This window comes from Rhizobium sp. AAP43, from assembly GCF_001296045.1.
Taxonomy (GTDB): domain Bacteria; phylum Pseudomonadota; class Alphaproteobacteria; order Rhizobiales; family Rhizobiaceae; genus Allorhizobium.
Window position 1 is genome coordinate 39,942 of the sequence record NZ_LJHS01000061.1, and the last position, 23,191, is coordinate 63,132.

Consider the following 23,191-nt stretch of genomic DNA (forward strand, 5'->3'; position numbering starts at 1 on the left):
GTCAGTCCTGTGGCGTGTAGGCCAGGTAGGCGTCCTGAATCAGGATGTGATCGGCCACGTGCTTGGCATCGTGCCAGACGCCCCAGATGAAACTTGAGCCGCGACCGGACAGCCAGGGAAGACCGAGGAAGTAGATGCCTTTTTCGGAGGACACGCCGCGCTGGTGTCGCGGGCGTCCCGCCTCATCGAAGGCATTGACCTTCAGCCAGCTATAGTCGGAGCGGAAGCCGGTCGCCCAGATGATGGTGGTCACGCCGGCTTCGGCCAGTTCGACCTCTGTGAGCGGGTTTGTGACGCAATCGACGGCAGGGCCGAGCACTCGGGCTTCCGGCTCTTCCGGCAGGTCGAGCCCGTTAGCGGCAACAAAGGCATCCGCTTCGTCGAGCAAGGAGAGATAATTGGCGTCGCCACGGTCTAGATTGCGTGCAAGATCGGGGGCGAAGGTCAGCTTGCCATCGGTAAAGCCTTGGGTCATGCCGACCAGCACCATACCCTGCGCAGCAAGCCGGCGGAAATCGATTGTCTCTCCACCGCGTGCGCCACTCACCGCAATCGTCACGTGTTCACTGCCGGGCGCCTGAGCCTGAGCGTCCCATTTGCCCAGCACGCCGAGCCACCAGACGAAATCACGGCCGCGATAAGCCCGAGGCGGGCGATCATGCGCGCCGACGGACAGATAGACCTTGCGGCCAGAGCGCATCAATTCTTCAGCGATTTGGACACCGGAGGACCCGGCACCAACAACCATGACGGCCCCGTCCGCGAGTTGAGCCGGATTGCGATAGTCGCTCGAATGCATCTGCCGGACGTTCGCGTCTGCGGGCACCAGCGGTGGAATGCTCGGCTGCTGGAAAGGGCCCGTTGCGGAGACCACGTTCAGCGCTTCGATAATCCCGCTCGTCGTTTCCACACGAAAGCCAGAGCGGCCGGAAAGTCGTTCGACGCCGGTCACTTCCACGCCGCAGCGGATCGGCGCATCATGTTTCTTCGCATAGGCTTCGAAATAATCGGCCACCTCGTCCTTTGGCACGAAGGCATCGGGATTGCCGGAAAACTCCAGGTTGGGGAAGCGATCATGCCAGGCAGGACCATTGGCAACCAGGGAGTCCCACCGCTTCGAGCGCCATCCTTCGGCGATGCGACCCTTTTCCAGCACGAGATGCGGCACGTTGTTCCTGCCAAGATGCTCACTCATCGCGACACCGGCCTGGCCCGCGCCGATGACGAGCGTGTGGATAGTTTCGACCGACATGACTTGTCCTTCTCTGGCTGAACGGGTCAGCCTTCCTGCGGTTTCATGATGACGGTCTAGCGAAGCTCTTGGTTTGGGAAAATTATGATTTCCTGCAGCACTGATTAGGATCATCGAAAGCAAATCGTTCCTCGGCATGCGCCGGGCGTTTACAGTTCTGAGAAGGACATTTATCAAGTCTGCAAGGGCAGGCGGGCGCTGAGAGGGTGCCTGCAACGCCGCGCGCGCCGTCTGCATCGGGGTTTCACATGCGCTTTACGCTTCGCCAGATCGAATATTTCATTGCAACAGCCGAGGCCGGCTCGATCACGCTTGCCTCCGAGCGAATCCGCGTATCGCAACCTTCGATTTCCACGGCGATCTCGCAGCTTGAAATTGAGCTTAACACCCAGCTTTTCCTGAGACGTCATGCGCAGGGCCTGTCGCTCACGCCGGCCGGCCAGAAGTTGCTGGTCCAGGCCAAGGCAGTGATCGAGCAGGTCCAGAACCTCTATACGACGGCTTCAGAGGCGACGGAGCAGGTTCGCGGCACGCTGTCACTCGGTTGCCTCCTGACCTTTGCCCCCATGCTGCTTCCCGAGGTCAGCCACAGCTTCGGTGCAGCTTTCCCGGGCGTTCAGGTTCGCCCGACAGTAGCAGATCACAGCGTTCTCCTGGCAAAACTGGAGAGGGCCGAACTCGATATTGCGCTGTCCTATGATCTTTCGGTGCCTGAGGATTTCGAATTCATTCCGCTCGCCGAGCTGCCGCCCTATGTGCAGGTCGCGGAGACTGATCCTCTCGCCGCCCGTTCAGCCGTCACGCTCGATGAACTCGCGGAGCATGATTTCATCCTGCTCGATTTGCCGCTGTCGCGGGATTATTTCCTTGGTCTCTTCGCTGCAGCCGGCGTTACGCCGAACATTGTCGGCCAGATCCAACACCAGGAGGTCATCCGCACCATGGTCGGCAATCGTTATGGGTACACGCTTGCCAATGTCCGGCCGAAGAACAAGGCGGCGCTGGATGGCCGGCGTCTGGTTTCGCTGCGGCTGGCCGGTGAACACAGGCCTATGCGCATTGGTCTGATCCGGGTCGGGCAACAGGTTTCGACCCGCCTGGTGCGTAGCTTCGAGGATCATTGCAGGCATCTGATCTCGGACAGTTATGTTCCAGGCATGGATGCGCCGATCCTCAATTTGCGCCGCGTCTAGATCCACGACGCGTTGGCTCGTTTTTTTCAAAGCACCAGTTTCGAATATCTTATTTTGCTTTTCTCTGCGCGAATGAGAGGTTGCGCGCCATTGCCCGGCCGGTTGGCCGTGTCATCATACCCGGAGAAGAGTTTTGCCTGAGAAGACCGCATCCGCCGATCCGAAGATCGACGCCATCGTCCAGTCCATGTCCAACGCGGAGAAGGTGGATCTTCTCTCCGGTTTCGGAATGTGGAAGACGGCCGCCATTCCCGCCCATGGCATCGAGCCGATCGTCATGACGGATGGCACCTATGGCGTTCGCTACTCGATCCCGCAGATCGACGGCGACGAACGTGGCGGCATGGACATCGATGCCTTCCTGTCGGTGGTTAACCAGCGCGCCAGCGATGTGGCGGTCGCCTGGGGCGAGATGAAGCCGGCGACCTGTTTTCCCAATGGTTCAGCCATGGGCAACAGCTGGGATGAAGGCCTGATGTATCGGCTGGGCGAATTGCTCGGTGAGGAATGCCGCACAATGGGTGTGCACCTCCTGCTCGGGCCTGGTATCAACATACGTCGCACACCGTTGGCCGGTCGCTCCTACGAATACTATTCGGAAGACCCTGTTGTTACCGGCAAGCTCTCGGCCGCCGTGATCGACGGCATCCAGAGCCAGGGTGTCGGCACATCACTCAAGCATTTCGCCTGCAATAATTCCGAGGTCGAACGCACAACGATGGACAGCATCGTCGAGGAGCGGGCGCTGCGCGAAATCTACCTCAAGGGTTTTGAGATCGCGATAAAGCAGTCCAATCCCTGGACAATCATGTCCTCCTACAACCGGCTGAACGGGGTGCAGGCCTCCGAGGACCCGTGGCTTCTGAACGATGTTTTGCGCGGCGACTGGGGTTATGAAGGTGTCGTCGTCTCCGACTGGCACGGCATCAAGGACCGTCCGACCTCGCTGATATCGGGTGGCGATCTCGACATGCCGGAAAGCCCGCGTCGCAAGGCCGATCTGCTAGCCGCACTCAACGCCGGCACGGTTTCTCCTGATGTTGCAGACCTCTCCTGCCGCCGCATGCTGGAGCTGATCGAACTTTGCAACAAGGGTGCCGCAAGGCCGTTGCCGGCCTATACGGCAGACGAGCACCATGCCGAAGCGCGTGCCATGGCCGCCGCTTCCATGGTTTTGGCGAAGAATGACGGCCTGCTGCCGATCCGGGCCGAGATGAAAACCATTCTGGTTGTCGGCCGTGATGCCGGCACGCCGGTGATCCAGGGCTCGGGCTGCGCCACCACCACGCCGACCATGGTCGACCAGCCGCTCGCCGAGCTGGAAAAGGTACTCGGAACAGCTCACAGCCTGATCTTCCGTCCGGAGGCCGATGCCGAGACCCTGGAACTGGCGGTAAAGGCAGATCTCGTTCTCGTCTACACCTCGACCGAGGGCGCCTATGACGGCGAGGGCTCGGACCGCACCACGCTTGCGCTCGGCCCCGGCCAGGATGCGATGATCGCGGCACTTGCGGCTGTCTCCAGCAAGGTCGCTGTCATCATAGCCTGCCCGGATGCGGTGGAAATGCCTTGGCTCGATACGGTTGGTGCCGTGCTCATTACCTTCTATTCCGGCCAGGCCATGGGCGGCGGCGTCGCTGATCTCCTGACCGGTGCGGTCAACCCCTCGGGCAAACTTTCCGTAACCTTCCCGCAGCGCCTCACGGATGTGCCGGGTTTCCTGCATTATCCCGGCGAGAACGGCCGACACATCTACAGCGAAGGCATCCATGTCGGCTACCGGTCCTATGACCTGCGTGAGATCGAGCCGTTGTTTCCCTTCGGCCATGGCCTGAGCTACACGACATTCGCCTATTCCGACCTGACGCTATCGTCGGTACAGATCGGCCTTCGCGATGAACTTACCGTTTCCTTCACCGTGACCAATACCGGCGATCGCGCCGGTGCCGAGGTGGCACAGCTCTATCTCCGGGCACCCGGAAAGCGCCTGAAGCGGTCGCCTCAGGAGCTTAAGAGCTTTGCCAAGCCCTTCCTGCTGCCGGGTGAGAGCAAGCGTGTCGAGATCCTGTTGAAGGGTAGGGATCTTTCGGTCTGGGATCCGGCGCTCGGTCGCTGGGTACTCGAAGGCGTGGCGGCCCACGTTGTCGTCGGTGCATCGTCGCGGGACCCACGCCTGTCCGCAGAGGTAAAGCTCAAGCCATCGGTGCTGCCGTTCCGTCGACTCGCCTATGATACCCAGCCGGCTTACGTCCTGCCCAATGCAATCGCCTGTGAGCGCATATGCGCTTATCTGGTCAAGCGTTGCGGCATCACGGCGGAAGACGCCATGCGCATGCTGAACCATTGCTCGAACTCGTTCTACGGCATCTTCACCTCGCTGGAACGGCGTCTGCGCTTGTCCATCCCCGAAACGGACGTGGCTGGCCTGATCGCCGAGATCAACGCGGCAATGGATGCGGCCGAGGCCGAACTGTGACTGCGACGGAAGACTGGCTTGCGCGGCTGATCGCGTATCCGACCCTCAGCGCCGACACAAACCTCCCGCTCATTGCGGAGATCGAGACGGAATTGAACGGAGCCGGGGGCGTTTGCGAGCGCTTTCCCGATGCGACCGGGCAGAAGGCTGCCCTGCTGGTACGTTTCGGTCCGGACCGCCCCGGCGGGTTGATGCTCTCTGGACATGTCGACGTCGTTCCCGTCGCCGGTCAGGATTGGACGGTGCCGCCCTTCGAGATGACCCGCCGCGATGGCCGTCTCTATGGTCGCGGAACGGCCGATATGAAGGGCTTCATCGCCTGCATCATGGCCTTTGCCGAAAGGCTGGATGTTCCCTCGCTGACTGCGCCGCTCTGGATCGCAATCTCCTATGATGAGGAAATCGGCTGCGTTGGTGTCCGGCCGATGCTCGACGATATTGCCGATCGCGGTATCCGACCAGATCTGATCGTCGTCGGAGAACCAACATCGATGCAGCTCGGTCTCGGGCACAAGGGCAAGATGGCGTTTCGGGTGACTGCCACCGGCGTTCCCCGGCACTCTGCCGAAGCACCGCTTGCGTTGAATGCGCTGCACTTGGCAACCGATTTCATTCTGGGTCTCCGCAGGCTGCAGGATGAGATCGAAGCACGTGGTCCCCGGGAGGCGGGTTATTCCGTGCCTTATGCCACTGTGCATGTCGGCAAGCTTGTCGGAGGAACAGCCGTCAATCTTGTGCCCGATAGAGCCGAACTTCTGATGGAATGCCGGATGATGGCGGCAGACGATCCTTTGGCGCTGGGCGAACGAATCCGTCGGATCGCAGCATCAGCCGTTGCCCCCTATCAAGATCGCTTCCCGGAAGCCGCAATCGATGTCGAAGACAGCGGAAGCTATCCGGGCCTCGCCACCGAGGTGGATGATCCTGCCGTTCAGGCCTTTGCCGATTGCTTGCCGGAAGGCACGACGGAATGCCGCTTGAGCTTCGGCACGGAGGGCGGGTTGTTCGCCCAGGCGCTCGATGTGCCGGTGGTAATTTGCGGTCCGGGCAGCATGCAACAAGGGCATCGGCCGGATGAATTCATCGAGCAAAGCCAGCTTCGCGCTTGCGACAGCCTGCTTCTCGGTCTCGTGGATCGCTTTTGCCGTGGCCTATCCTGACCTGCTTCGCATGTCCCAAAGCAGATGCACGGAAAAATGTAATTTACCTAAGCTGCATCGATGCGAAATGTAGACTGATAAATATCAACAAACCCAGAGGGTCCAAATGAACAACAGTATTTCGCGCCGTGGCTTCATGAAGGCAAGCACAGGCCTGGCAGCCGTCGCACTCGCAGCTCCGGTAATCCTCAAGGGTAACCGCGTGTTCGCTGGCGAGACCCTCGTCGTGCGCGACATGGGTGGCGCATTTTACGAGGGCTTCAAGGTCGCCTTCTACGACACCTTCGCCGCCGAGACCGGCGTGACGATCCAGACCAACACGAATGAGCCGGATCCGATCCCGCAGTACAAGATGGCGATCGATACCGACACCAAGCTTTTTGACGTCGCCCTGATGACGCCGGAACACGTGCTGCGCATCCGCCAGCTCGGTGACAACTACATGCTGCCGGTCAATATCGAGGTTCCGAACCAGGCCGATTTCACGCCGCATACCTTTGAAAAGGATTTCGTCGGCGTCGCGATCTTCGCGCTCGCCATGGGATATCGCAAGGACACGCTGAAGACCGTGCCGACAAGCTGGGCCGACTTCTGGAACACGGAAGCCTTCCAGGGACGTCGCGGCCTGTGGCGTAGCCCGGTTACCACGCTGGAGATGGCGCTGCTCGCCGATGGCGTGCCGCTCGACAAGCTCTATCCGCTTGATGTTGACCGCGCCTTCAAGAGCCTCGACAAGATCAAGTCCAGCATCAACATCTGGTGGACCTCCGGTGCCCATGCGACCCAGCTGCTCAAGGACGGTGAACTGGACATGATGTCGACTTGGTCGACCCGCGCCCAGGCCGCGATCAATGCCGGGGCGCCGGCCGGTATCGTCTGGAATGGTGGCTTGTTCAACATTGACGGCTGGACCATTGCCGGCAACACCGAAAAGGCGGACCTTTCCCGCAAGTTCATCGAATGGTGCCTGGATGCCAAGCGTCAGGCGGCCTATACGGATATCCTGGCTTGCGGCCCGACCAACATGAAGGCCTATGAACATCTCAGCGCTGAGAAGGCCGCCCTGCTGCCGACCGCGCCGGACAATATCAAGGGTCTGACGGTGCTCAATGCCGCGTATTGGGCCGAAAACCAGGATGCCCTGACCCAGCGCTTCGAGCAGTGGATCCTCAGCTGAGCCCGGTCTGACCCGTTCGTTCGCTTAAAGAGGCCCCGTCTTGGGATGGGGCTGACCATCTGACACTGGGTGGCCCGGTCCGGCGATACGCAGGACGGGCCATTTCAACACACGGAACCACTATGGCTGATTATCCCGCCACACAGACGTCCCTTCGGCAGCGCCTGAAGCTGGATAGTCTCTGGCTCTCCACCCCCGGCCTTGTCTATATGGCGCTGCTGTTGATCCTGCCGGCGGGCGCGCTGATCTGGCAATCCTTCATCGATCCGAAGAGCGGTGCCTTCGACCTCTCCGTCTACGAGCAGATGTTCTCTGCTGGCGTCTACGTGAAGGTGCTGGTCAACACGTTTGCGATTGCAGCGCAGGTGACGATCGTCTGCCTGTTCGTCGGATACCCGATTGCCGTCTGGCTGGCCGGCATGGAAGAACGTCGCCGGCGTATGGCCATGTGGCTGGTACTTCTGCCTTTCTGGGTGAGTCCACTCCTCAAGAATTTCGCCTGGATCGTGCTTCTCGCCCGCAAGGGGATTGTCGCCCAGATGCTGACAGGCATCGGCTTCGACACGGAACTCGATCTCCTCTATGGCCGTGGTGCGGTGGTCTTCGGCATGGCGCATGCGATGCTGCCGGTCGCCATCCTCACCATGCTACCGACCATGCTGGCCATCGACGGTCGCCTGCTTCCGGCTGCCATGACAATGGGCGCGAGCCGGGCTCAGTCCTTCTGGCGTATCTTCGTACCGCTGTCCATGCCGGGCGTCGCGGCCGCCGGTCTCTTGATCTTCGTCATGGGCCTCGGCTTCTTCATTACGCCGGCCCTGCTCGGTTCGCCCAATGAGACGGTGATCGGCCAGATGATGATCACTCAGGTGCAGAAGCTGTTCAACATGCGCCTTGCAGGCGCGCTGGCGGCTCTGCTTCTTGCGGTCACGCTGATCACCATTGCGGTCTATGACCGTTTCTTCGGCATGTCCGCTGTCTCTGGCGGTGGCACTATGGCAAAGCGCGGGGGCATCATTGGCGCGATAGGCGGCGTTGTCATCGAAGTGGGTGCGGCGGTCAGCGATTTCGTCGCGAACCTCTTTCCCGCCCGCCTCGGTCGCGGTGTCTTCACGGCCTTCGTCTGGATCGTCATCGCGATCCTGATTGTGCCGGTGCTGGCTTTTCCTCCCATGGCCTTTTCCGGTTCGAGCTTCCTCGAATTCCCGCCGAAGAGCTTCTCGCTGCGTTGGTTTGAAGCCTATTTGAGCTCAAGCCAATGGATGGGGGCCACCACGCGCTCGGCGGTCATCGCGATCATCACCGGCATTGCGGCCACCATCATCTCGGGCATGGCGGCCTATGGCCTGGCGCGCACGCAGCGCAAGGCAGGCGGTCTCATCTTCCTGTCCTTCATGCTGCCAATGGTCGTCCCGAACATCGTCATCGGTGTATCGCTGTTCTACGTCATGGCCAAGATTGGCCTGATCGCCACTGATACCGGCATCATTCTCGGCCATACGCTCTCCGCCATGCCGATCGTCTTTGTCATCCTGCTGACGACCTTCAGGAGCTTCGACTGGCGTCTGCTGCAGGCCGCCGAAACGCTTGGCGCCAGCCGCTGGCAGCAGATCCGCCTCGTTCTCCTTCCCATGGTCAAGGGCGGTGCGGTCGCGGCCTTCCTCTTCGGCCTGCTGCATTCCTTCGAGGAGCTGACAATCGCGCTTTTCGTTGGTGCCGGCGTCAAGCAGACCCTGCCCAAGCAGATGTGGGACGATATCATCCTCAGCATTTCCCCGACCCTGGCTGCGGCCTCGGTCTTCATCGTGGCGGTGGTGACCGTACTCTTCGTCATCGCTGAAAAGGCGAGGCCGCGCTGATATGCGTGACGCCGCCGATCCCATCACGACCAAAGGAACCCGTTTCGACATGTCAGCCGCTTCTGCCAACACGCCGGACATCAAGCTTCAGGTCAAAGGGCTTGCCAAGCTCTATGGCCACACCATTGCGCTCGATCACGTTGATCTCGAAGTGCGCAAGGGCGAGCTTCTCACCCTTCTCGGCCCATCGGGCTCAGGCAAGACCACGCTTTTGCAGTTGATCTGCGGTCTGCAGGAGCCGACCACTGGCACCGTCATCATCGATGGCAAGGACCAGACCCATGCCCCGGTCAACAAGCGCGACATCGGCGTCGTCTTTCAGAATTACGCTCTCTTTCCGCATATGACGGTCGCAGAGAATGTCGGATTCGCGTTGAAGATGCGCGACCTCCCCAAGGCCGAGATCGCCACGAAAGTTGCCAAGGCTCTGGAGACGGTGGGGCTTGCCCACGCCGCGTCACGTTCACCGTCACAGCTCTCCGGTGGCCAGCAACAGCGCGTGGCGCTCGCCCGTTGCCTCGTCTACGATCCGGCGATCATCCTGATGGATGAGCCGCTTGGCGCACTTGATGCGAAGCTTCGCGAGGTGATGCAGATCGAAATCAAGCGCATCCACCGCGAAACCGGTGCGACGATCATCTTCGTCACCCATGACCAGCAGGAAGCGCTGGCGCTCTCGGATCGCATCTGCCTGATGAATGAGGGCAGAATAGCCCAGCTCGGCACGCCGCGCGAAATGTATGACGAACCGCAGGACCTGTTCGTAGCCGACTTCATCGGGGTTTCCTCGATACTGCGCGGCACGGTCAAGGCAGGCAGGCTCGAAACCGCTATCGGCGCGCTGCCGGTTGCCGGTGACACGCTGCCAGACGGCAGCCGTGGCGCGCTTGTCGTGCGTCCCGAGGCAATCACACTTGGTGAAGGCTTCTGCGAGGGGCGGGTACGCGAAACGGTCTATGGTGGTGCGGAACTGCGTGTCATTATTGACGCCGGCGAGCAGGAGATCATTGCCCGCGCGCCTGCGCGTGATTTCGACGTCGCGGTCGGCTCCATGGTCCGGTTCGGCTGGACACCGGATGCCGCCCGTTTCCTGATGGACAAGGCCTGACACCTGATGACTGCCCTGCGTTTCATCTATGATTGCGATCCGGGTGCAGATGATGCGCTGGCCATGCTGGTTGCCTTGGGGCGGCCTGACGCGCTGGACATGATCGCGCTCACCTGTGTGGCAGGCAATGTCGGCCTGCAGCCGGTCGTCGACAATGCGCGGCGCATCCTCGAACTTGCCGGTCGTCAGGATATCGTTGTCCATGCCGGCGCTGCCCGGCCGATCATGGCTTCACGCGGTCGTATTTCGATCATGCATGGGTCGGATGGGCTGGCCGGCAGCACGCTGCCGCCGCCGACAATGCCCCTTGCCGATGGCCATGCGGCACAGGCGATTTCGCGCATCGCACGGATGGAAGGCAGGCTGCATGTCTGCGCCACCGGACCACTGACCAATCTCGCGCTTGCCCTGCTGCTCGATCCGGAATTGCCGGATTTCATCGAGGCGATCACACTGATGGGCGGGGCGGCCTTCTGCCCTGGCAATACGACACCGCTGGCGGAGTTCAATTTCGCCGTCGATCCGCATGCCGCGGCCATCGTCTTCGACAGCGGCATTCCGATCACCATGCTCGGCCTCGACGTCACCCGCCAGGCGGTCGTGACGGAGGAGATGATCCGGGAGGCAGAAGCCATTGGCACGCCGGTGGCACGGGAGTTTGCCCATCTCCTGATCCACTACGGATCCAAGGATCCCTGCCTGCACGATCCCGCTGCCATCGCCTGGATGCTGGCGCCGGACATGTTTTCGACCGTGCAGGGTCACGTCTCCATCTGCACGGACAGCGGCCCGGCCGCCGGCCAGGTGGTCGCGGCTGTCAGCGAACGCCATCTCGCTGGCCGCGAGCCCAATTGCACCATCGTGACTGGGGTGGATGCAGAGGCTTTCCGGCGGCTGTGTCTCGATGCGCTGAGATAGCCGTCTAGCAGGCAATGCGCTCGACTGCGGCTTTTCATTTTGCCAAACCCGTCAACGTGTTGGGGGCCGATAGCCGCGGGCATGTTTGCGCCGGATGAGATCGCGGAAGAGGTCCACGGCCTCGGCTTCCTGCTCGAAGAGATGCATCTTCGTCTGTCCGCGCCGGCCAATCCGCCCCCAGATCCGCGTGAGGCAGATGCCGCCAAACAGCGACGTTGAAATCTCCATGGCATAGAAGCGGGCCATGTTCTTGGCCGGGTCGATGCGTTCGATATAAATCTGGTGGTCGGGGTCTGCATTCATGGGACGAGACTCGAATATTCGGGTCCTTTCGTCCAACGAGAGTTTTGAATCGAAGCGGGGCGACCGATTCACGCGGCTGATGATTGTAGGGCGCGGGTGTCGCCGGTGAGCAAGGCCCCCCGTTTTATTTCGGAGGGGAGACAAGCCCCGAGCGGCCGCGTGCCTGGTAGAGGCCGACTGGGTCGCCACCGACCAGTTCCTGCCCGTGGACGACGGTCTTTCCACGCACCATGAGATGGACGGGCCAGCCTTTGATATCCAGCCCCTCATAGGGCGTATAGTCAGCCCCATGCTGCAGCATGTCGTTGGTGAGCGTTACCTGCTTCTTCGGGTCCCAGAGCGCGATATCGGCATCTGCCCCGATCGCGATCGTGCCCTTCTGCGGATACAGGCCGTAAAGCTTGGCGTGATTGGTCGAAGTCAGCGCGACAAAGCGGTTGATGTCGATCCGGCCTTTCATCACGCCTTCGGAAAAGAGGATAGGCAGGCGGGTTGCCACACCTGGAATGCCGTTCGGGATCCAGCGAAAATTCCGCTTTCCCTTCTCGTTGAGCTTGCCTTCCGGATCGTCGAAGCGGAACGGGCAGTGGTCGGAGGAGAAGAGGTCGAAGACGCCCTGTTCGAGCCCCTCCCAGCAGGCATCCTGGCTCGGCTTGTCGCGGGGCGGTGGGGAGCAGACGAATTTTGCCCCGTCCATGCCGTCGAGATCGAGGTCGTCGGCGGTCAGCATCAGATATTGCGGGCAGGTCTCGCCCGCGATCTTCTGGCCGCGCTGACGGGCTCTTCGGATTTCCTCCATCGCCTCGCGGTTGGAGACGTGGACGATGACGATGGGCACATCGACGATTTCGGCGAGTGAAAGCGCGCGATGGGTCGCCTCGCGTTCCGCCGCCACCGGTCGCGTCGTGGCATGGTATTTCGGCGCGAGTTTGCCCTCTTCCTCGTGCCGTCCGATCAGGTAGCGGATCGCATCCTCGTTTTCGCAGTGGACCATGACCAGCGCACCGGTGCGGCGTGCCGTGTCGAGCGTCGCGAGGATCTCGTCGTCGCGCAGGCGCAGGCCTTCATAGGTCATGAAGACCTTGAGCGATGTGTAGCCATCCTCAACGAGGGCCGGCAGTTCCTGGCCGAGAACTTCTGCCGTTGGATCGGTGATGACGAGGTGGAAAGACACGTCGACATGACACTTCCCCTCCGCCTTGGCGTGATAGACCTTCAAGGCTTCGCGCAGCGACTGACCTTTCTCCTGCATGCAAAAGGCGAGAACCGTGCTGTTGCCGCCGATCGCGGCTGAGCGCGTGCCGCTGTCGAAGTCATCGGCCATGACGATGCCGTCGCCGGAGGGTTGGTCGAGATGCACATGGCTGTCGATACCCCCTGGCAGCACGAAAAGGCCGGTCGCATCGATCACCTCGTCCGCATCCGTGAGTTCTGCGGCGAGTGCTGCGATCCGGCCATCCTTGATGCCGACGTCGCTGACGAAGGTGTCGCTTGCCGTCACCACCGTCCCATGTCGGATTACCGTATCGAAGCGCATGCCAGTCTCCTTGCTTTACAGGTCGTCGTCTTCAGCTGGCTTTGGCAAGCCCAGCCTCGCCGGAGAGGATCCGGTCCAGTGCTGCGGTAAAGCGGTCCACTTCCTCAATGGTATTGTAGTGCACCATCGAGACGCGCAGCATGCCGCCATGGTCGGTCAGCCCGAGATATTCGGCAAGTCGGCGCGAGTGAAAATCGCCGAAACGCATGGCAATCTTCTCGGCATCCATCGCCTTGCACAATTCGCCGGCTTCGCGTCCGTCGAAGCGGAAGGCGATGGTCGGCACCCGATGGCTTTCTCGGTTTACGGATTGCCCGACGATCGTGCAGTCATTGCGCGAGCGCAGATAGGCAAGAAGCCGTTCGGTCAGGGCATCTTCCTGCGTCGTGATCGCGCCATAGGCCGCTTCGATTTTCTGCCGGGTCGTCCCGGTTTCGCCGGCCTGCTCGCCGAGCGTCACCAGATAGTCGACAATGCCACAGGTCGAATAGGCAAGCTCATAGTTGGGATTGCCCGGCTCCAGCTTGCCCGGCACTTTGTCGCGACCATAGAAATAGTGGTAGAGCGTGTCGAGTTCGAGCAATAGGTCGTATTTGCCGTACATCAGCGCATAATGCGGACCATAGGTCTTGTAGAGGCTGAAGACGTAATAATCGATATCGAAGGCCTGCACATCGACCGCGCGGTGCGGCGCATAGGCAACCGCATCGACGCAGATCTTCGCGCCGCGGGCATGAACGAAATCTGCAATCGCGCGGATCGGGTTGATCGAACCGAGAATGTTCGAGCAATGAGTGACGCAGACCAGCTTGGTGCGGTCACTCATCAGCGGGGCGAGATCGGCAAGGTCGAGGGTCAGGCTATCCTTGTTGAGCGGCCAGATCTTCAGAACAATCCCGCGTTCCTGCAACCGGTCCCAGGGGCCGATATTGGACTCATGATCCGAGACGGTGATGATGATCTCGTCGCCTTCGGATAGCTGGCTATGCATGGCGCGAGCAAGGTTCTGCAGCAGTGCCGTGGTCGAGTTGCCGAAGACGATCTCTTCGGGCCTGCTGGCATTGACCAGATGCATCGCGGCGGTGCGGGCCTCGTAGAGCGCGGCGGCCGCTGCCTGTGATACCTCGTAGGAGCCGCCGATCTGGACATTCTTCTCGTAGAGGAAGGTATTGATCCGCTCCACGGCGCCTTTCAGGATCTGCGATCCGCCGGCATTGTCGAAAAAGGTCCAGCCGCGATCGAGGCCGGGAAACTGGCTGCGGACGAATTCGAGATTGAGCGGCGAGGTTGTGGCCATCCTTGTGGTCCTCCGATTGTATTTTTCTTATTCAGTGATTGAGGACAGCGCGGAGAAACCCGCGCGTCCGCTCATGCTTGGGTGTGTCGAAGATCTCCTCAGGCTTGCCGCTTTCGACCAGCCGTCCGCCGTCCATGAAGATCACCCGGTCTGCGACCTGCCGGGCAAAGCCCATTTCGTGAGTGACGACGATCATGGTGACGCCGGTGCCTGCAAGCTTGCGCATCACGTCGAGCACTTCACCGACCATTTCCGGGTCGAGCGCCGAGGTCGGCTCGTCGAAGAGCAGGACGCGCGGCTCCATGGCAAGCGCCCGGGCAATCGCCACGCGCTGCTGCTGGCCACCGGAAAGCTGACCGGGAAACTTTTCCGCCTGTTCCGAGATGCCGACACGGGCGAGCAGTTCGCGCGCCTTGCGTTCGGCGTCTGCCTCTGGGGTGCCGCGCACCCGCATCGGTGCGAGCATGACGTTCTTCAGGACTGTCATATGCGGGAAGAGGTTGAAGGACTGGAAGACCATGCCGACTTCGGCCCTGACCTTGGCAAGCGCCGGACCGGGCTCGACGCGAATGCCGTCCACGGTGATCCGGCTTTCCGGCGCGAAGGCTTCGAGGTGATTGATGCAGCGGATCAGCGTCGATTTGCCGGAGCCCGACGGGCCGATCACGCAGACCACTTCGCCTTCGGCAATGTCGAGATCGATGCCATGCAGCACGGTGAAGGTACCATAGGCCTTGGTCAGCCCGCGAATGGATATGAGAGGGGTGGTCATCAGCGTTTCCCCCGGCTGAAGTGTTTCTCAAGACGCGAGACGACGGCGACCATCGGCCAGAGCAAGGCAATGTAGATCAGCGCAGCCCCGATTAGCGGGGTCGGGTTGGCCGCAAGCGCCTGCGCCTGGGTTGCCTGCTTGAGGAGATCCGGCATGGCAACGACGGAGGCGAGCGCCGTATCCTTCATCACGTTGATGCAGTTGTTGGTGAGCGGCGGAATGACGATGCGGATCGCCTGGGGCAGGATCACGTCGATCATCGTATGCCGGTTGGACAGGCCGAGTGCTGCCGAGGCTTCGAACTGGCCATGCGGGATCGCCTCGATGCCGGCCCGGAAGATTTCAGCCGTATAGGCCGCCGAGACCAGCGACAGTGCCGTCACCGCAGACAGGAAAGGCGAGAGGCGGATGCCGACGAAGGGCAGCGCGTAATAAACGACGATCAAGAGGACGAGCAGCGGGATCGAGCGGAAGATGTCGATGTAAATGCGGATCAGCAGCTTGAAGAAGCCGGGCGCATAGAGCCTGGAAACCGCCAGAAACAGCCCGCCGGCGAGACCCACGACAATGCTGGTCACGCCGATCTGCAGCGTCACGACCAGGCCCCACAGAAGCGCGGGCAGGCTGTCGGCTAGGACCTGCAGATTGAAGAAGGTATTGAGAAGTGTCATGCCGCATCGGCTCCCTTGGTGAACCGGCGGAACATGGGCGTCCCGCCGGATGCATCACAGGTTACTTGCCCTTGGGCATATCGAGGACGGTAACGGTCGAGGTCGTGTCTTCCGCCTTGGCGCCGAACCAGGTCTCGTGCAGCTTGGCGATGAAGCCTTCCTGCTTCAGCGTGGTGATCACGGCGTTCACTTCGGTTGCGAGCGGGTCGTTCTTGTTGAACATGATCGAGTATTTCTCGCCGGTCGGAATGCGCTCGACCACCTTCAGTTCCGGCTTGTCCTTGACGTAGTAGAGAAGCGCCGGGATGTCGGAGATGTAGCCGTCGACGCGGCCGGCGACGAGATCGAGCATGGCCGGCTGCAGGCCTTCGAAGCGACGGATTTCGCCGAGCTTGTATTCGCCCTTGTTGGCTTCGGCCCACATGTCGCCGGTCGAGCCGGTGTCGACGCCGACGACCTTTTCGCCCATGTCCTTGAGGCCCGTGATTCCGGAGGCGGCGGTAACGGTGAGCGACTGATCGCTGTCATAATAGGGCTGGGCGAAGGTCACCGATTCCAGGCGCTTCTCGGTGATGGTGATCGACGAGATCGCCATATTGATGCGGCCGGACTGCACCGCCGGGAAAAGGCCGTTGAATGGCGTGTTGACGAATTCCACCGTCTTGCCGAGGCGCTTGGCGATCTCGTTGACGAGATCGACTTCGAAGCCAGTGACCTTGCCGCTGGCATCTTCGAATTCCCACGGCACGTTGCCGATATTCGCGCCGACAGTGAAGTCGGCGGCCTGGGCGCCCGCCGAACCGATTGCGGTCATCAGGCCGGCAAGAAGCGTCGCTTTGAGTGTGAATGCGCGTGTCATGAGAGTTCCCCTTGTTTTTTGAACATGACTCAATCTACATTGGTCTAACTGGTCAGACCAGTTAGACCAAACAAGCATGCTGCTTTCCGCTTGGCAAGATGGTGTCGGAAAAAATAGATTGGACCTCTGGCAAGAGGCGAGAAAAGGGATCGCATGTTCAACAAGACGCTTCTACCGCAGTCTGTGGCGCGCGAGATCCAGGGCATGATCCAGTCCGGCCAGTTGAAGCCCGGCGAAAAAATCCCCTCCCAGCGGGAGTTCTCCCTGAAGTTCGGCATCAGCCGCGCCTCGCTGCGCGAAGCGCTGCTGACGCTTGAAACGCTGGGTCTCCTGAAGACGGAGGCCGGTCGGGGAACCTTCGTTGCCGAGCCGTCACGCGCCGCGCCCGGCACTTCAGGCCATATGGCGCCTTGGCGCTACTCTGACAGCTATTCAGTCTTTGACGTCTTCCAGACCCGTATCATGCTCGAAGGCGAGATCGCCGGGCTTGCCGCCGGTCGACTAACGCAGCTGGAGCTCGACAAGATGGAGCAAGCAACCAAAACCATGGAAGAGTGCTGGGCGAGCCAGGACCTGCTGGCCAATGTCGATGCTGATCTTGAATTTCATGGGCTCATCGTCTCTGCCTGCTCCAACGCCATGCTGAAAGCGCTTTATCAAACAGTGCGCGACCAGGTGACGGAAACACAGCGCCAACCAATCCCGATCACGGACCCGGAGCGCATGCGCCAGTCGATTGCCGAGCATCGCCGTATCATCGCGGCACTCCGAGCAAATGATGGCCCGCTCGCCCGCCGCGAAATGGAAGCCCATATCCGCAACACCGCCCGGTGTGCGGGGCTTGAGCCGTAACCGTTCCTCTCACTTTCGCTGCCTGCCAGTTCGATGTTGCTTTCTGCCGGTCACCGGTCGGGAAGACTTGACCTCCTGCGCCTATCATACAATAAAGGCTAACTCGTATTACAAGTTGATGAGGAGGAGTCAGATGCTATCCGTTGAGACCAGGCAAGCCGTTCACCCGGAACACGCAAAAACGCTGGATACCGCGGGCTTGCGCCGACATTTTCTGGCCGAGAACATGTTCAAGAGCGGCGAGATCCGGCTGATCTATACGCATTATGATCGCTTCGTCATGGGCGGCGCGGTGCCGGCTGGTGCCCAGTTGACGCTCGACAAGGTGGAAGAGACGAAGACGCCGTCTTTCCTCGACCGTCGCGAAATGGGCGTGGTCAATATCGGCGATACGGGAACCGTCTCGGCGGGCGGCGAGACCTACACGCTGAACCGTGGCGACGTGCTTTATCTCGGTGCCGGGTCGGGCCCTGTCACCTTTGGCGGAAACGGCCGCTTCTACATCACTTCTTGCCCTGCACATCGCAGCCTGCCTGCGCGCCTCGTGACACTTGCCGATAGCAAGGAAGTAAAGCTCGGCGCAGTCGAGACCTCCAACAAGCGCACGATCAACCAGTTCATCCATCCGCTCGTTATGGAAAGCTGCCAGCTGGTGCTCGGTTACACGACCCTTGAGGATGGCTCGGTCTGGAACACCATGCCGGCCCATGTGCATGACCGGCGTATGGAAGCCTATCTCTACTTCGGCATGGAGGAGAGCTCGCGGGTCCTTCATCTGATGGGCGAGCCGCAGGAAACCCGTCATCTCTTCATCGCCAACGAGGAAGGCGCCATCTCGCCGCCGTGGTCGGTCCATTCGGGCGCAGGCATCGGCACTTACACCTTCATCTGGGCGATGGCCGGTGACAATGTCGACTATACGGACATGGAATTTGTCCAGCCGGCGGCACTGAGATGAGCGCCGTCTTTTCCCTTCACGGCCGCAAGGCACTGGTGACCGGCGCCAATACCGGTCTTGGCCAGGCGATTGCCGTCGGTCTGGCGGCAGCCGGTGCGGAGGTCATCTGTGCCGCCCGTCGGGCGCCGGACGAAACGCTTGCCATGATTGCGGATGCGGGCGGCAAGGCGCAGGCGCTGGCCATCGACTTCAGCGATCCCATGGCCGCAGCTAACATCTTCGACGGTGAGGATATCGACATCCTGGTCAACAATGCCGGTATCATTCGCCGTGCGGACGCCACGGATTTCACCGAGGCCGATTGGGATGACGTCATGGACGTCAATCTCAAGGCGGTGTTCTTTACCAGTCAGGCTTTTGCCCGTGCGCTTTTTGCCGTCGGAAAGCCGGGCAAGATCATCAATATTGCCTCGCTTCTCTCCTTCCAGGGCGGCATTCGCGTTCCCTCTTACACGGCCTCGAAGCATGGCGTTGCCGGGCTGACCAAGCTGCTTGCCAATGAATGGGCGGCACGCGGCATCAACGTCAACGCGATTGCGCCGGGTTATATCGAGACGAACAATACCGAAGCGTTGCGCGCCGATGCGGACCGGAACAAGTCGATCCTCGACCGAATTCCGGCGGGTCGCTGGGGGCGGGCGGAGGATATTGCAGGTGCGGCCGTGTTCCTTGCTGCGCCTGCGTCCGACTATGTGCATGGCGCCGTCCTCAACGTCGATGGCGGTTGGCTGGCGCGCTGATCCCGCTACATTTCCCGTCCGGGCCCGATCATGGGGCCCGGCCGGTGGCGGCTGCGAGATGCATCTGCTGTTCCGCTTCGTCGAGTTTCATCAGGCCGCCATGCCGGCTTTCTCGCACCTTGGCGATATGTTCACGTGGGCTCATGCCGATGGTGCGCTTGAACATTCGGGAAAAGTAATAGGGGTCGGCATAGCCCACTTCCGCAGCAGCCGACGCGACGGGCAGACCTGCCTCGAGAAAGTGCATCGCCCTTTCCATACGCTTGAACTCCTGGAACTTGCGCGGCGTGCGCCCGATCCGCTTCTGGAATTCCCGCAGGAAATAATCCTGGTTATAGGGCGAGTTCTCGACCGCCTTCGTTGCGATCTCGGGGTCGAGCGGATGCGCCGAAATCATGGATGCAGCCTTCATGACCGCAAGGTTGATCGCGTCAGACCCTTCCGGCTGGAAGGTGGCCTGATCCCGCCACCCCAGAAACGCGTCTTCCACATAGGCAATCAACAGCACCATGAAGAGGTGATGCTGGGCGAGCGTTACCGAGGAGGGCGGCGCGCTCTGGCGGTAGTGGCGCGCCAGTGGTTCAAGCAGCGACCAGCGGCTCAAACGCACCTTCGGGTTCAGATCCATCTGCGCCAGAAGGTTATGACGCCCATATATGTCGAGACTGAAATGCTGGGCCACACCCAGATAGATTTCCGTCTGCTCGTTCCATCCAAGGAAGCGCTCGTCGCGGCGGATGAGCATTGCGTCACCCGGTTCCATCATGCGTGGCTGCCCGGCGACATGATAATGCCCACGTCCTTCGAGACAGATGACGAGGTCTTCAACCGGGTTGGTCTTGTCGATCTGCCAGGTGTGCGAATGCTCCATCCGGATCGCCGCACGGGTCAGCGTCAGCGACAGGGCGGCAGGCGGAATGGCGGAAAGAATTCCACCTTCGATTTTGTCCATCTTTTTCCTCCTGTTCGTCAATGTATTCTGGCGAGGAATTGGAGGAATGTCACGGCGCAAACCAAATTTGCCAGCCGATTTTCAGGGAGGAGATCGGATCGCAGGAAGGTCAGCCTGGATAGGTTGGAACGACTGCGTCGATATGGGAGTCGAACTTGTACGAAAGTGTATCTGAAGAAATTGTCTCGACAGGCATACCAGGAGTGCTGGCATGAAGGGTAACCGGCTTCTGGGTTATGCCTATCTGGCGCCTTACATCATCGGCCTGATGGTGTTCACGGCGATCCCGTTCGTGGTCTCCTTCTATCTGAGTTTCACCAGCTACGACCTGATGAATGAGGCAAGCTGGACGGGGCTGGCCAACTACGAGCGCCTGCTGACCCGCGACCGCACATTCGTGAAGTCGCTGAACGTCACCTTGATCTATGTCTTCCTGACTGTACCGCTGAAACTGGCTTTCGCGCTTTTCATTGCGGCGATCCTCAACTACCGGCTGAGCTTTATCGGTTTCTTCCGAACCGCATTTTATGTGCCCTCGATCCTCGGCGGATCGATCGCGATTGCCGTCCTGTGGCGCTATATCTTTGCCACGGAAGGCTTGGCCAATATGGCGCTCGTCACCGTCGGACTGGATCCTGTGGACTGGTTCGGTGATCCGACCAATGCGCTTTTCACCATAACGCTTCTGCGCTGCTGGCAGTTCGGCTCTGCCATGGTGATCTTTCTGGCGGCTCTGCAATCGATCGACAAGTCGCTTTATGAGGCGGCGGCCATCGATGGCGCCGGCAAGATCCGCACCTTCTTCTTCATCACCCTGCCGCTCCTGACACCGGTCATCTTCTTCAACCTGATCATGCAGATGGTCCAGGCGTTCCAGGAGTTCAACGGGCCCTACATCATCACCCAGGGCGGGCCGCTGAAATCCACCTATCTCCTGCCTCTCTACATCTATGACGAGGCCTTCAAGAAGTTCAACATGGGCTATGCCTCCGCCATTGCCTGGGTGCTCTTCGTCATCATCACCGTATTGACCCTCGTCGCGTTCTGGTCGTCGAAGAAGTGGGTCTATTACGCCGGCGACAAGCGGAGCTGAGCCATGACAGACCTTTCGACCCTGAATGATCTGCAGGCCGCGCGCCGCCGCCGTCTCGCCCTTGCATCGACCACCCTGCGCTACACGCTGCTGCTGGTCGTCGGCTTCGTCATGCTCTATCCGCTGATCTGGCTGGTTGGCGCGAGCTTCAAGACCAATTCCGAGATCTTCTCCGGTGCAGGTTTCTGGCCACAGCAGCCGACGGTGGATGGCTACGTAAAGGGCTGGGAGACCTCGACACCCTATACGTTCGGCCGGTTCTTCTGGAATTCCTTCCTGATCATCATGCCGAAGGTCATCGGCACGGCGATCTCCTGCACGCTTGCGGCCTATGCCTTTGCCCGCTTCGATTTCCCGTTCAAGAAGCTGTTCTTCGGCTCTGTCATCGCGATCCTGCTCCTGCCGAACGTCGTTACCCGCATTCCGCAATACATGTTGTTCCGCGATCTCGGCTGGCTCGACACCTTCCTGCCGCTCTGGGTGCCCTCCGCCTTTGCCGGTGACGCCTTCTTCGTCTTCATGCTGGTGCAGTTCCTGCGTTCGCTGCCACCGGACATGGAGGAGGCGGCGCGCGTGGACGGAGCCAATTCGCTGCAGACGCTTCTCTACATCGTCGTGCCGATGCTGGCGCCGGCTCTCATCTCCGTCTGCCTGTTCCAGTTTATGTGGACGATGAACGACTTCCTCGGACCGCTGATCTACCTGTCATCGGTCGACAAATACCCGGTGAGCCTGGCCCTGAAACTGTCGATCGATACGACAGAGGCCTTCGAGTGGAACCGCATCCTGGCAATGTCGGTCCTCACCATTACCCCCGCGCTCGTCGTCTTTTTCGCGGCGCAACGATACTTCATTGAAGGGATCTCGTCCGGCGGGATCAAGGGCTGAGCATGGCAAGAGTACAGTTGAGAAACCTCGAAAAGACCTATGGCAACGCCTTCAAGGCCGTGCATGGGATCAACCTCGACATCGAGGACGGCGAATTCATGGTGCTGGTCGGCCCCTCCGGCTGCGCCAAATCGACGACGCTGCGCATGGTGGCGGGGCTGGAGGAAATCTCCGGCGGCGAAATCCTGATCGGCGACCGACGGGTCAATGATCTGCCGCCGGGCAAGCGTTCCATCGCCATGGTCTTCCAGAACTATGCGCTCTATCCGCACATGAAGGTCCGCAACAATCTGGCCTTCGGCCTGAAGATCGCCGGCAAGTCCAAGCCGGAGATCGCCGAGGCGATCGACCGCGTTGCCAGGATGCTGGAAATCGAGCCGCTGCTCGACCGCTTGCCAAAGCAGCTATCGGGTGGTCAGGCCCAGCGTGTGGCGCTCGGCCGAGCGCTGATCAAGCAGCCCGGCGTCTTTCTCTTCGACGAGCCGCTCTCCAATCTGGACGCCAAGCTCAGAGCCTCGATGCGGGTGCGCATCACCGACCTGCATCGCCAGTTGAAGGCCGGTGGCCTGTCGTCAACGGTCATCTACGTCACCCACGACCAGACCGAGGCGATGACCATGGGCGACCGGATCTGCGTCATGCAGTCCGGCCACATCATGCAGGTGGCGACCCCGAAGGAGCTTTACAATCATCCGGCCAATCTCTTCGTTGCAGGCTTCATCGGCAGCCCGGAGATGAACCTGGTCGACGCGACCATCGATGGCGACAGGTTTGCCATCGGCAGCCAGAGCTTGCCGCTTGGCAGTGGCCTGTCCGCACGGCTTTCCGCGCGCCCGAAGGATGCGGTCGTCGGTATCCGGCCGCAACATCTCTCGCTGGTCTCTGACGGGGAGGGGTTTGATGCCCGGCTGACCAATGCCGAGTTCATGGGCCATGAAGTCTATCTCCATGCGGAGCTGGACGGCCGAAAGCTGGTCGCTGTTGTCGGCGCTGCCGACTACGAGGCGCTTGGCGGCGCCGGGACTGTGCGGCTCCGCCCTGATTTCGATCACATCCACATCTTCGACAAAACCGACGGCCGCAACGTCTCGCTGTGAGGAGGCAGCGTGCGGCCCTAACCCAAGGA

Annotated in this window: 21 protein-coding genes; 13 read left to right on the forward strand and 8 right to left on the reverse strand. The window is 60.7% G+C overall.

Going from position 1 to position 23,191, the window contains the following annotated elements; translation table 11 throughout:
• Position 1: 1 nt before the first annotated feature.
• On the reverse strand, positions 2-1,252 hold the full coding sequence (locus IP76_RS21835) for an NAD(P)/FAD-dependent oxidoreductase (protein ID WP_054160353.1): 1,251 nt from the start codon (positions 1,250-1,252) through the stop codon (positions 2-4).
• A gap of 248 nt (positions 1,253-1,500) precedes the next feature.
• Between IP76_RS21835 and IP76_RS21840 the strand changes: the two genes are divergently transcribed.
• The 7 genes from IP76_RS21840 to IP76_RS21870 all read left to right on the forward strand — a co-directional run bounded on the left by IP76_RS21840 (position 1,501) and on the right by IP76_RS21870 (position 11,143).
• Complete coding sequence (locus IP76_RS21840; RefSeq protein WP_054160354.1) at positions 1,501-2,445, forward strand: LysR family transcriptional regulator; 945 nt, start codon at positions 1,501-1,503, stop codon at positions 2,443-2,445.
• Positions 2,446-2,578: 133 nt separating this feature from the next.
• Complete coding sequence (locus tag IP76_RS21845; protein ID WP_082352671.1) at positions 2,579-4,921, forward strand: glycoside hydrolase family 3 C-terminal domain-containing protein; 2,343 nt, start codon at positions 2,579-2,581, stop codon at positions 4,919-4,921.
• Positions 4,918-6,081 (forward strand): acetylornithine deacetylase, encoded by a 1,164-nt coding sequence (argE, locus tag IP76_RS21850; protein ID WP_054160355.1) that lies wholly within the window; start codon positions 4,918-4,920, stop codon positions 6,079-6,081. The genes IP76_RS21845 and argE overlap by 4 nt, the downstream gene beginning before the upstream one ends.
• A 106-nt stretch (positions 6,082-6,187) precedes the next feature.
• Entirely contained in the window at positions 6,188-7,258 is a 1,071-nt protein-coding gene (locus tag IP76_RS21855) for an ABC transporter substrate-binding protein (protein WP_054160356.1), read from the forward strand.
• A gap of 122 nt (positions 7,259-7,380) precedes the next feature.
• Positions 7,381-9,117, forward strand: coding sequence for an ABC transporter permease subunit (locus tag IP76_RS21860; protein WP_054160357.1), 1,737 nt, complete (start codon positions 7,381-7,383; stop codon positions 9,115-9,117).
• 1 nt (position 9,118) lies between these two features.
• The gene (locus IP76_RS21865; protein WP_054160358.1) at positions 9,119-10,225 is read left to right on the forward strand and encodes an ABC transporter ATP-binding protein; all 1,107 of its coding nucleotides are present in this window, start codon (positions 9,119-9,121) and stop codon (positions 10,223-10,225) included.
• Between the two features lie 6 nt (positions 10,226-10,231).
• Positions 10,232-11,143, forward strand: coding sequence for a nucleoside hydrolase (locus IP76_RS21870; protein ID WP_054160359.1), 912 nt, complete (start codon positions 10,232-10,234; stop codon positions 11,141-11,143).
• A gap of 51 nt (positions 11,144-11,194) precedes the next feature.
• Here IP76_RS21870 and IP76_RS21875 read toward each other — a convergent pair whose 3' ends face one another.
• The 6 genes from IP76_RS21875 to IP76_RS21900 all read right to left on the reverse strand — a co-directional run bounded on the left by IP76_RS21875 (position 11,195) and on the right by IP76_RS21900 (position 16,582).
• Positions 11,195-11,446 (reverse strand): WGR domain-containing protein, encoded by a 252-nt coding sequence (locus IP76_RS21875; protein WP_054160360.1) that lies wholly within the window; start codon positions 11,444-11,446, stop codon positions 11,195-11,197.
• 124 nt (positions 11,447-11,570) lie between these two features.
• Positions 11,571-12,983: a dihydropyrimidinase gene (gene hydA / locus IP76_RS21880; protein ID WP_054160361.1), complete on the reverse strand. Its 1,413-nt coding sequence runs from the start codon at positions 12,981-12,983 to the stop codon at positions 11,571-11,573.
• Between the two features lie 31 nt (positions 12,984-13,014).
• Complete coding sequence (locus tag IP76_RS21885; RefSeq protein ID WP_054160362.1) at positions 13,015-14,280, reverse strand: cysteine desulfurase-like protein; 1,266 nt, start codon at positions 14,278-14,280, stop codon at positions 13,015-13,017.
• Positions 14,281-14,311: 31 nt separating this feature from the next.
• Complete coding sequence (locus IP76_RS21890) at positions 14,312-15,052, reverse strand: amino acid ABC transporter ATP-binding protein (RefSeq protein WP_054160363.1); 741 nt, start codon at positions 15,050-15,052, stop codon at positions 14,312-14,314.
• On the reverse strand, positions 15,052-15,723 hold the full coding sequence (locus tag IP76_RS21895; RefSeq protein WP_054160364.1) for an amino acid ABC transporter permease: 672 nt from the start codon (positions 15,721-15,723) through the stop codon (positions 15,052-15,054). The genes IP76_RS21890 and IP76_RS21895 overlap by 1 nt, the downstream gene beginning before the upstream one ends.
• A gap of 61 nt (positions 15,724-15,784) precedes the next feature.
• A complete protein-coding gene (locus tag IP76_RS21900) occupies positions 15,785-16,582 on the reverse strand; it encodes an ABC transporter substrate-binding protein (RefSeq protein ID WP_054160365.1) in 798 nt (265 codons plus the stop codon).
• 153 nt (positions 16,583-16,735) lie between these two features.
• On the opposite strand from IP76_RS21900, the gene IP76_RS21905 reads away from it, so the two are divergent.
• From IP76_RS21905 to kduD, 3 genes are all read left to right on the forward strand, one after another.
• A complete protein-coding gene (locus IP76_RS21905) occupies positions 16,736-17,434 on the forward strand; it encodes a FadR/GntR family transcriptional regulator (protein ID WP_054160366.1) in 699 nt (232 codons plus the stop codon).
• 133 nt (positions 17,435-17,567) lie between these two features.
• A complete protein-coding gene (gene kduI / locus IP76_RS21910; protein ID WP_054160367.1) occupies positions 17,568-18,392 on the forward strand; it encodes a 5-dehydro-4-deoxy-D-glucuronate isomerase in 825 nt (274 codons plus the stop codon).
• Positions 18,389-19,132: a 2-dehydro-3-deoxy-D-gluconate 5-dehydrogenase KduD gene (kduD, locus tag IP76_RS21915; RefSeq protein WP_054160368.1), complete on the forward strand. Its 744-nt coding sequence runs from the start codon at positions 18,389-18,391 to the stop codon at positions 19,130-19,132. The genes kduI and kduD overlap by 4 nt, the downstream gene beginning before the upstream one ends.
• 28 nt (positions 19,133-19,160) lie before the next feature.
• On the opposite strand, the gene IP76_RS21920 is transcribed toward kduD, so the two are convergent.
• Positions 19,161-20,084: an AraC family transcriptional regulator gene (locus IP76_RS21920; protein WP_054160369.1), complete on the reverse strand. Its 924-nt coding sequence runs from the start codon at positions 20,082-20,084 to the stop codon at positions 19,161-19,163.
• A gap of 211 nt (positions 20,085-20,295) precedes the next feature.
• Between IP76_RS21920 and IP76_RS21925 the strand changes: the two genes are divergently transcribed.
• From IP76_RS21925 to IP76_RS21935, 3 genes are read left to right on the forward strand one after another with little or no spacing between them, the layout of a single operon-like run.
• A complete protein-coding gene (locus tag IP76_RS21925; protein WP_054160370.1) occupies positions 20,296-21,177 on the forward strand; it encodes a carbohydrate ABC transporter permease in 882 nt (293 codons plus the stop codon).
• Positions 21,178-21,180: 3 nt separating this feature from the next.
• Positions 21,181-22,065, forward strand: a complete 885-nt coding sequence (locus IP76_RS21930) for a carbohydrate ABC transporter permease (protein ID WP_054160371.1) — start codon at positions 21,181-21,183, stop codon at positions 22,063-22,065.
• Between the two features lie 2 nt (positions 22,066-22,067).
• Positions 22,068-23,162 carry an ABC transporter ATP-binding protein gene (locus IP76_RS21935; protein WP_054160372.1) on the forward strand — a complete coding sequence of 365 codons (1,095 nt, stop codon included), beginning with the start codon at positions 22,068-22,070 and terminating at the stop codon, positions 23,160-23,162.
• Positions 23,163-23,191: the final 29 nt, after the last annotated feature.

What these genes read in the sequence shown, in the direction of transcription:
- IP76_RS21835 (WP_054160353.1), bottom strand. Translation starts at nt 1,252, where the DNA reads ATGTCGGTCGAAACTATCCACACGCTCGTCATCGGCGCGGGCCAGGCC.
- IP76_RS21840 (WP_054160354.1), top strand. Translation starts at nt 1,501, where the DNA reads ATGCGCTTTACGCTTCGCCAGATCGAATATTTCATTGCAACAGCCGAG.
- IP76_RS21855 (WP_054160356.1), top strand. Translation starts at nt 6,188, where the DNA reads ATGAACAACAGTATTTCGCGCCGTGGCTTCATGAAGGCAAGCACAGGC.
- IP76_RS21860 (WP_054160357.1), top strand. Translation starts at nt 7,381, where the DNA reads ATGGCTGATTATCCCGCCACACAGACGTCCCTTCGGCAGCGCCTGAAG.
- IP76_RS21865 (WP_054160358.1), top strand. Translation starts at nt 9,119, where the DNA reads ATGCGTGACGCCGCCGATCCCATCACGACCAAAGGAACCCGTTTCGAC.
- IP76_RS21870 (WP_054160359.1), top strand. Translation starts at nt 10,232, where the DNA reads ATGACTGCCCTGCGTTTCATCTATGATTGCGATCCGGGTGCAGATGAT.
- IP76_RS21875 (WP_054160360.1), bottom strand. Translation starts at nt 11,446, where the DNA reads ATGAATGCAGACCCCGACCACCAGATTTATATCGAACGCATCGACCCG.
- hydA (WP_054160361.1), bottom strand. Translation starts at nt 12,983, where the DNA reads ATGCGCTTCGATACGGTAATCCGACATGGGACGGTGGTGACGGCAAGC.
- IP76_RS21885 (WP_054160362.1), bottom strand. Translation starts at nt 14,280, where the DNA reads ATGGCCACAACCTCGCCGCTCAATCTCGAATTCGTCCGCAGCCAGTTT.
- IP76_RS21890 (WP_054160363.1), bottom strand. Translation starts at nt 15,052, where the DNA reads ATGACCACCCCTCTCATATCCATTCGCGGGCTGACCAAGGCCTATGGT.
- IP76_RS21895 (WP_054160364.1), bottom strand. Translation starts at nt 15,723, where the DNA reads ATGACACTTCTCAATACCTTCTTCAATCTGCAGGTCCTAGCCGACAGC.
- IP76_RS21900 (WP_054160365.1), bottom strand. Translation starts at nt 16,582, where the DNA reads ATGACACGCGCATTCACACTCAAAGCGACGCTTCTTGCCGGCCTGATG.
- IP76_RS21905 (WP_054160366.1), top strand. Translation starts at nt 16,736, where the DNA reads ATGTTCAACAAGACGCTTCTACCGCAGTCTGTGGCGCGCGAGATCCAG.
- kduI (WP_054160367.1), top strand. Translation starts at nt 17,568, where the DNA reads ATGCTATCCGTTGAGACCAGGCAAGCCGTTCACCCGGAACACGCAAAA.
- kduD (WP_054160368.1), top strand. Translation starts at nt 18,389, where the DNA reads ATGAGCGCCGTCTTTTCCCTTCACGGCCGCAAGGCACTGGTGACCGGC.
- IP76_RS21920 (WP_054160369.1), bottom strand. Translation starts at nt 20,084, where the DNA reads ATGGACAAAATCGAAGGTGGAATTCTTTCCGCCATTCCGCCTGCCGCC.
- IP76_RS21925 (WP_054160370.1), top strand. Translation starts at nt 20,296, where the DNA reads ATGAAGGGTAACCGGCTTCTGGGTTATGCCTATCTGGCGCCTTACATC.
- IP76_RS21930 (WP_054160371.1), top strand. Translation starts at nt 21,181, where the DNA reads ATGACAGACCTTTCGACCCTGAATGATCTGCAGGCCGCGCGCCGCCGC.
- IP76_RS21935 (WP_054160372.1), top strand. Translation starts at nt 22,068, where the DNA reads ATGGCAAGAGTACAGTTGAGAAACCTCGAAAAGACCTATGGCAACGCC.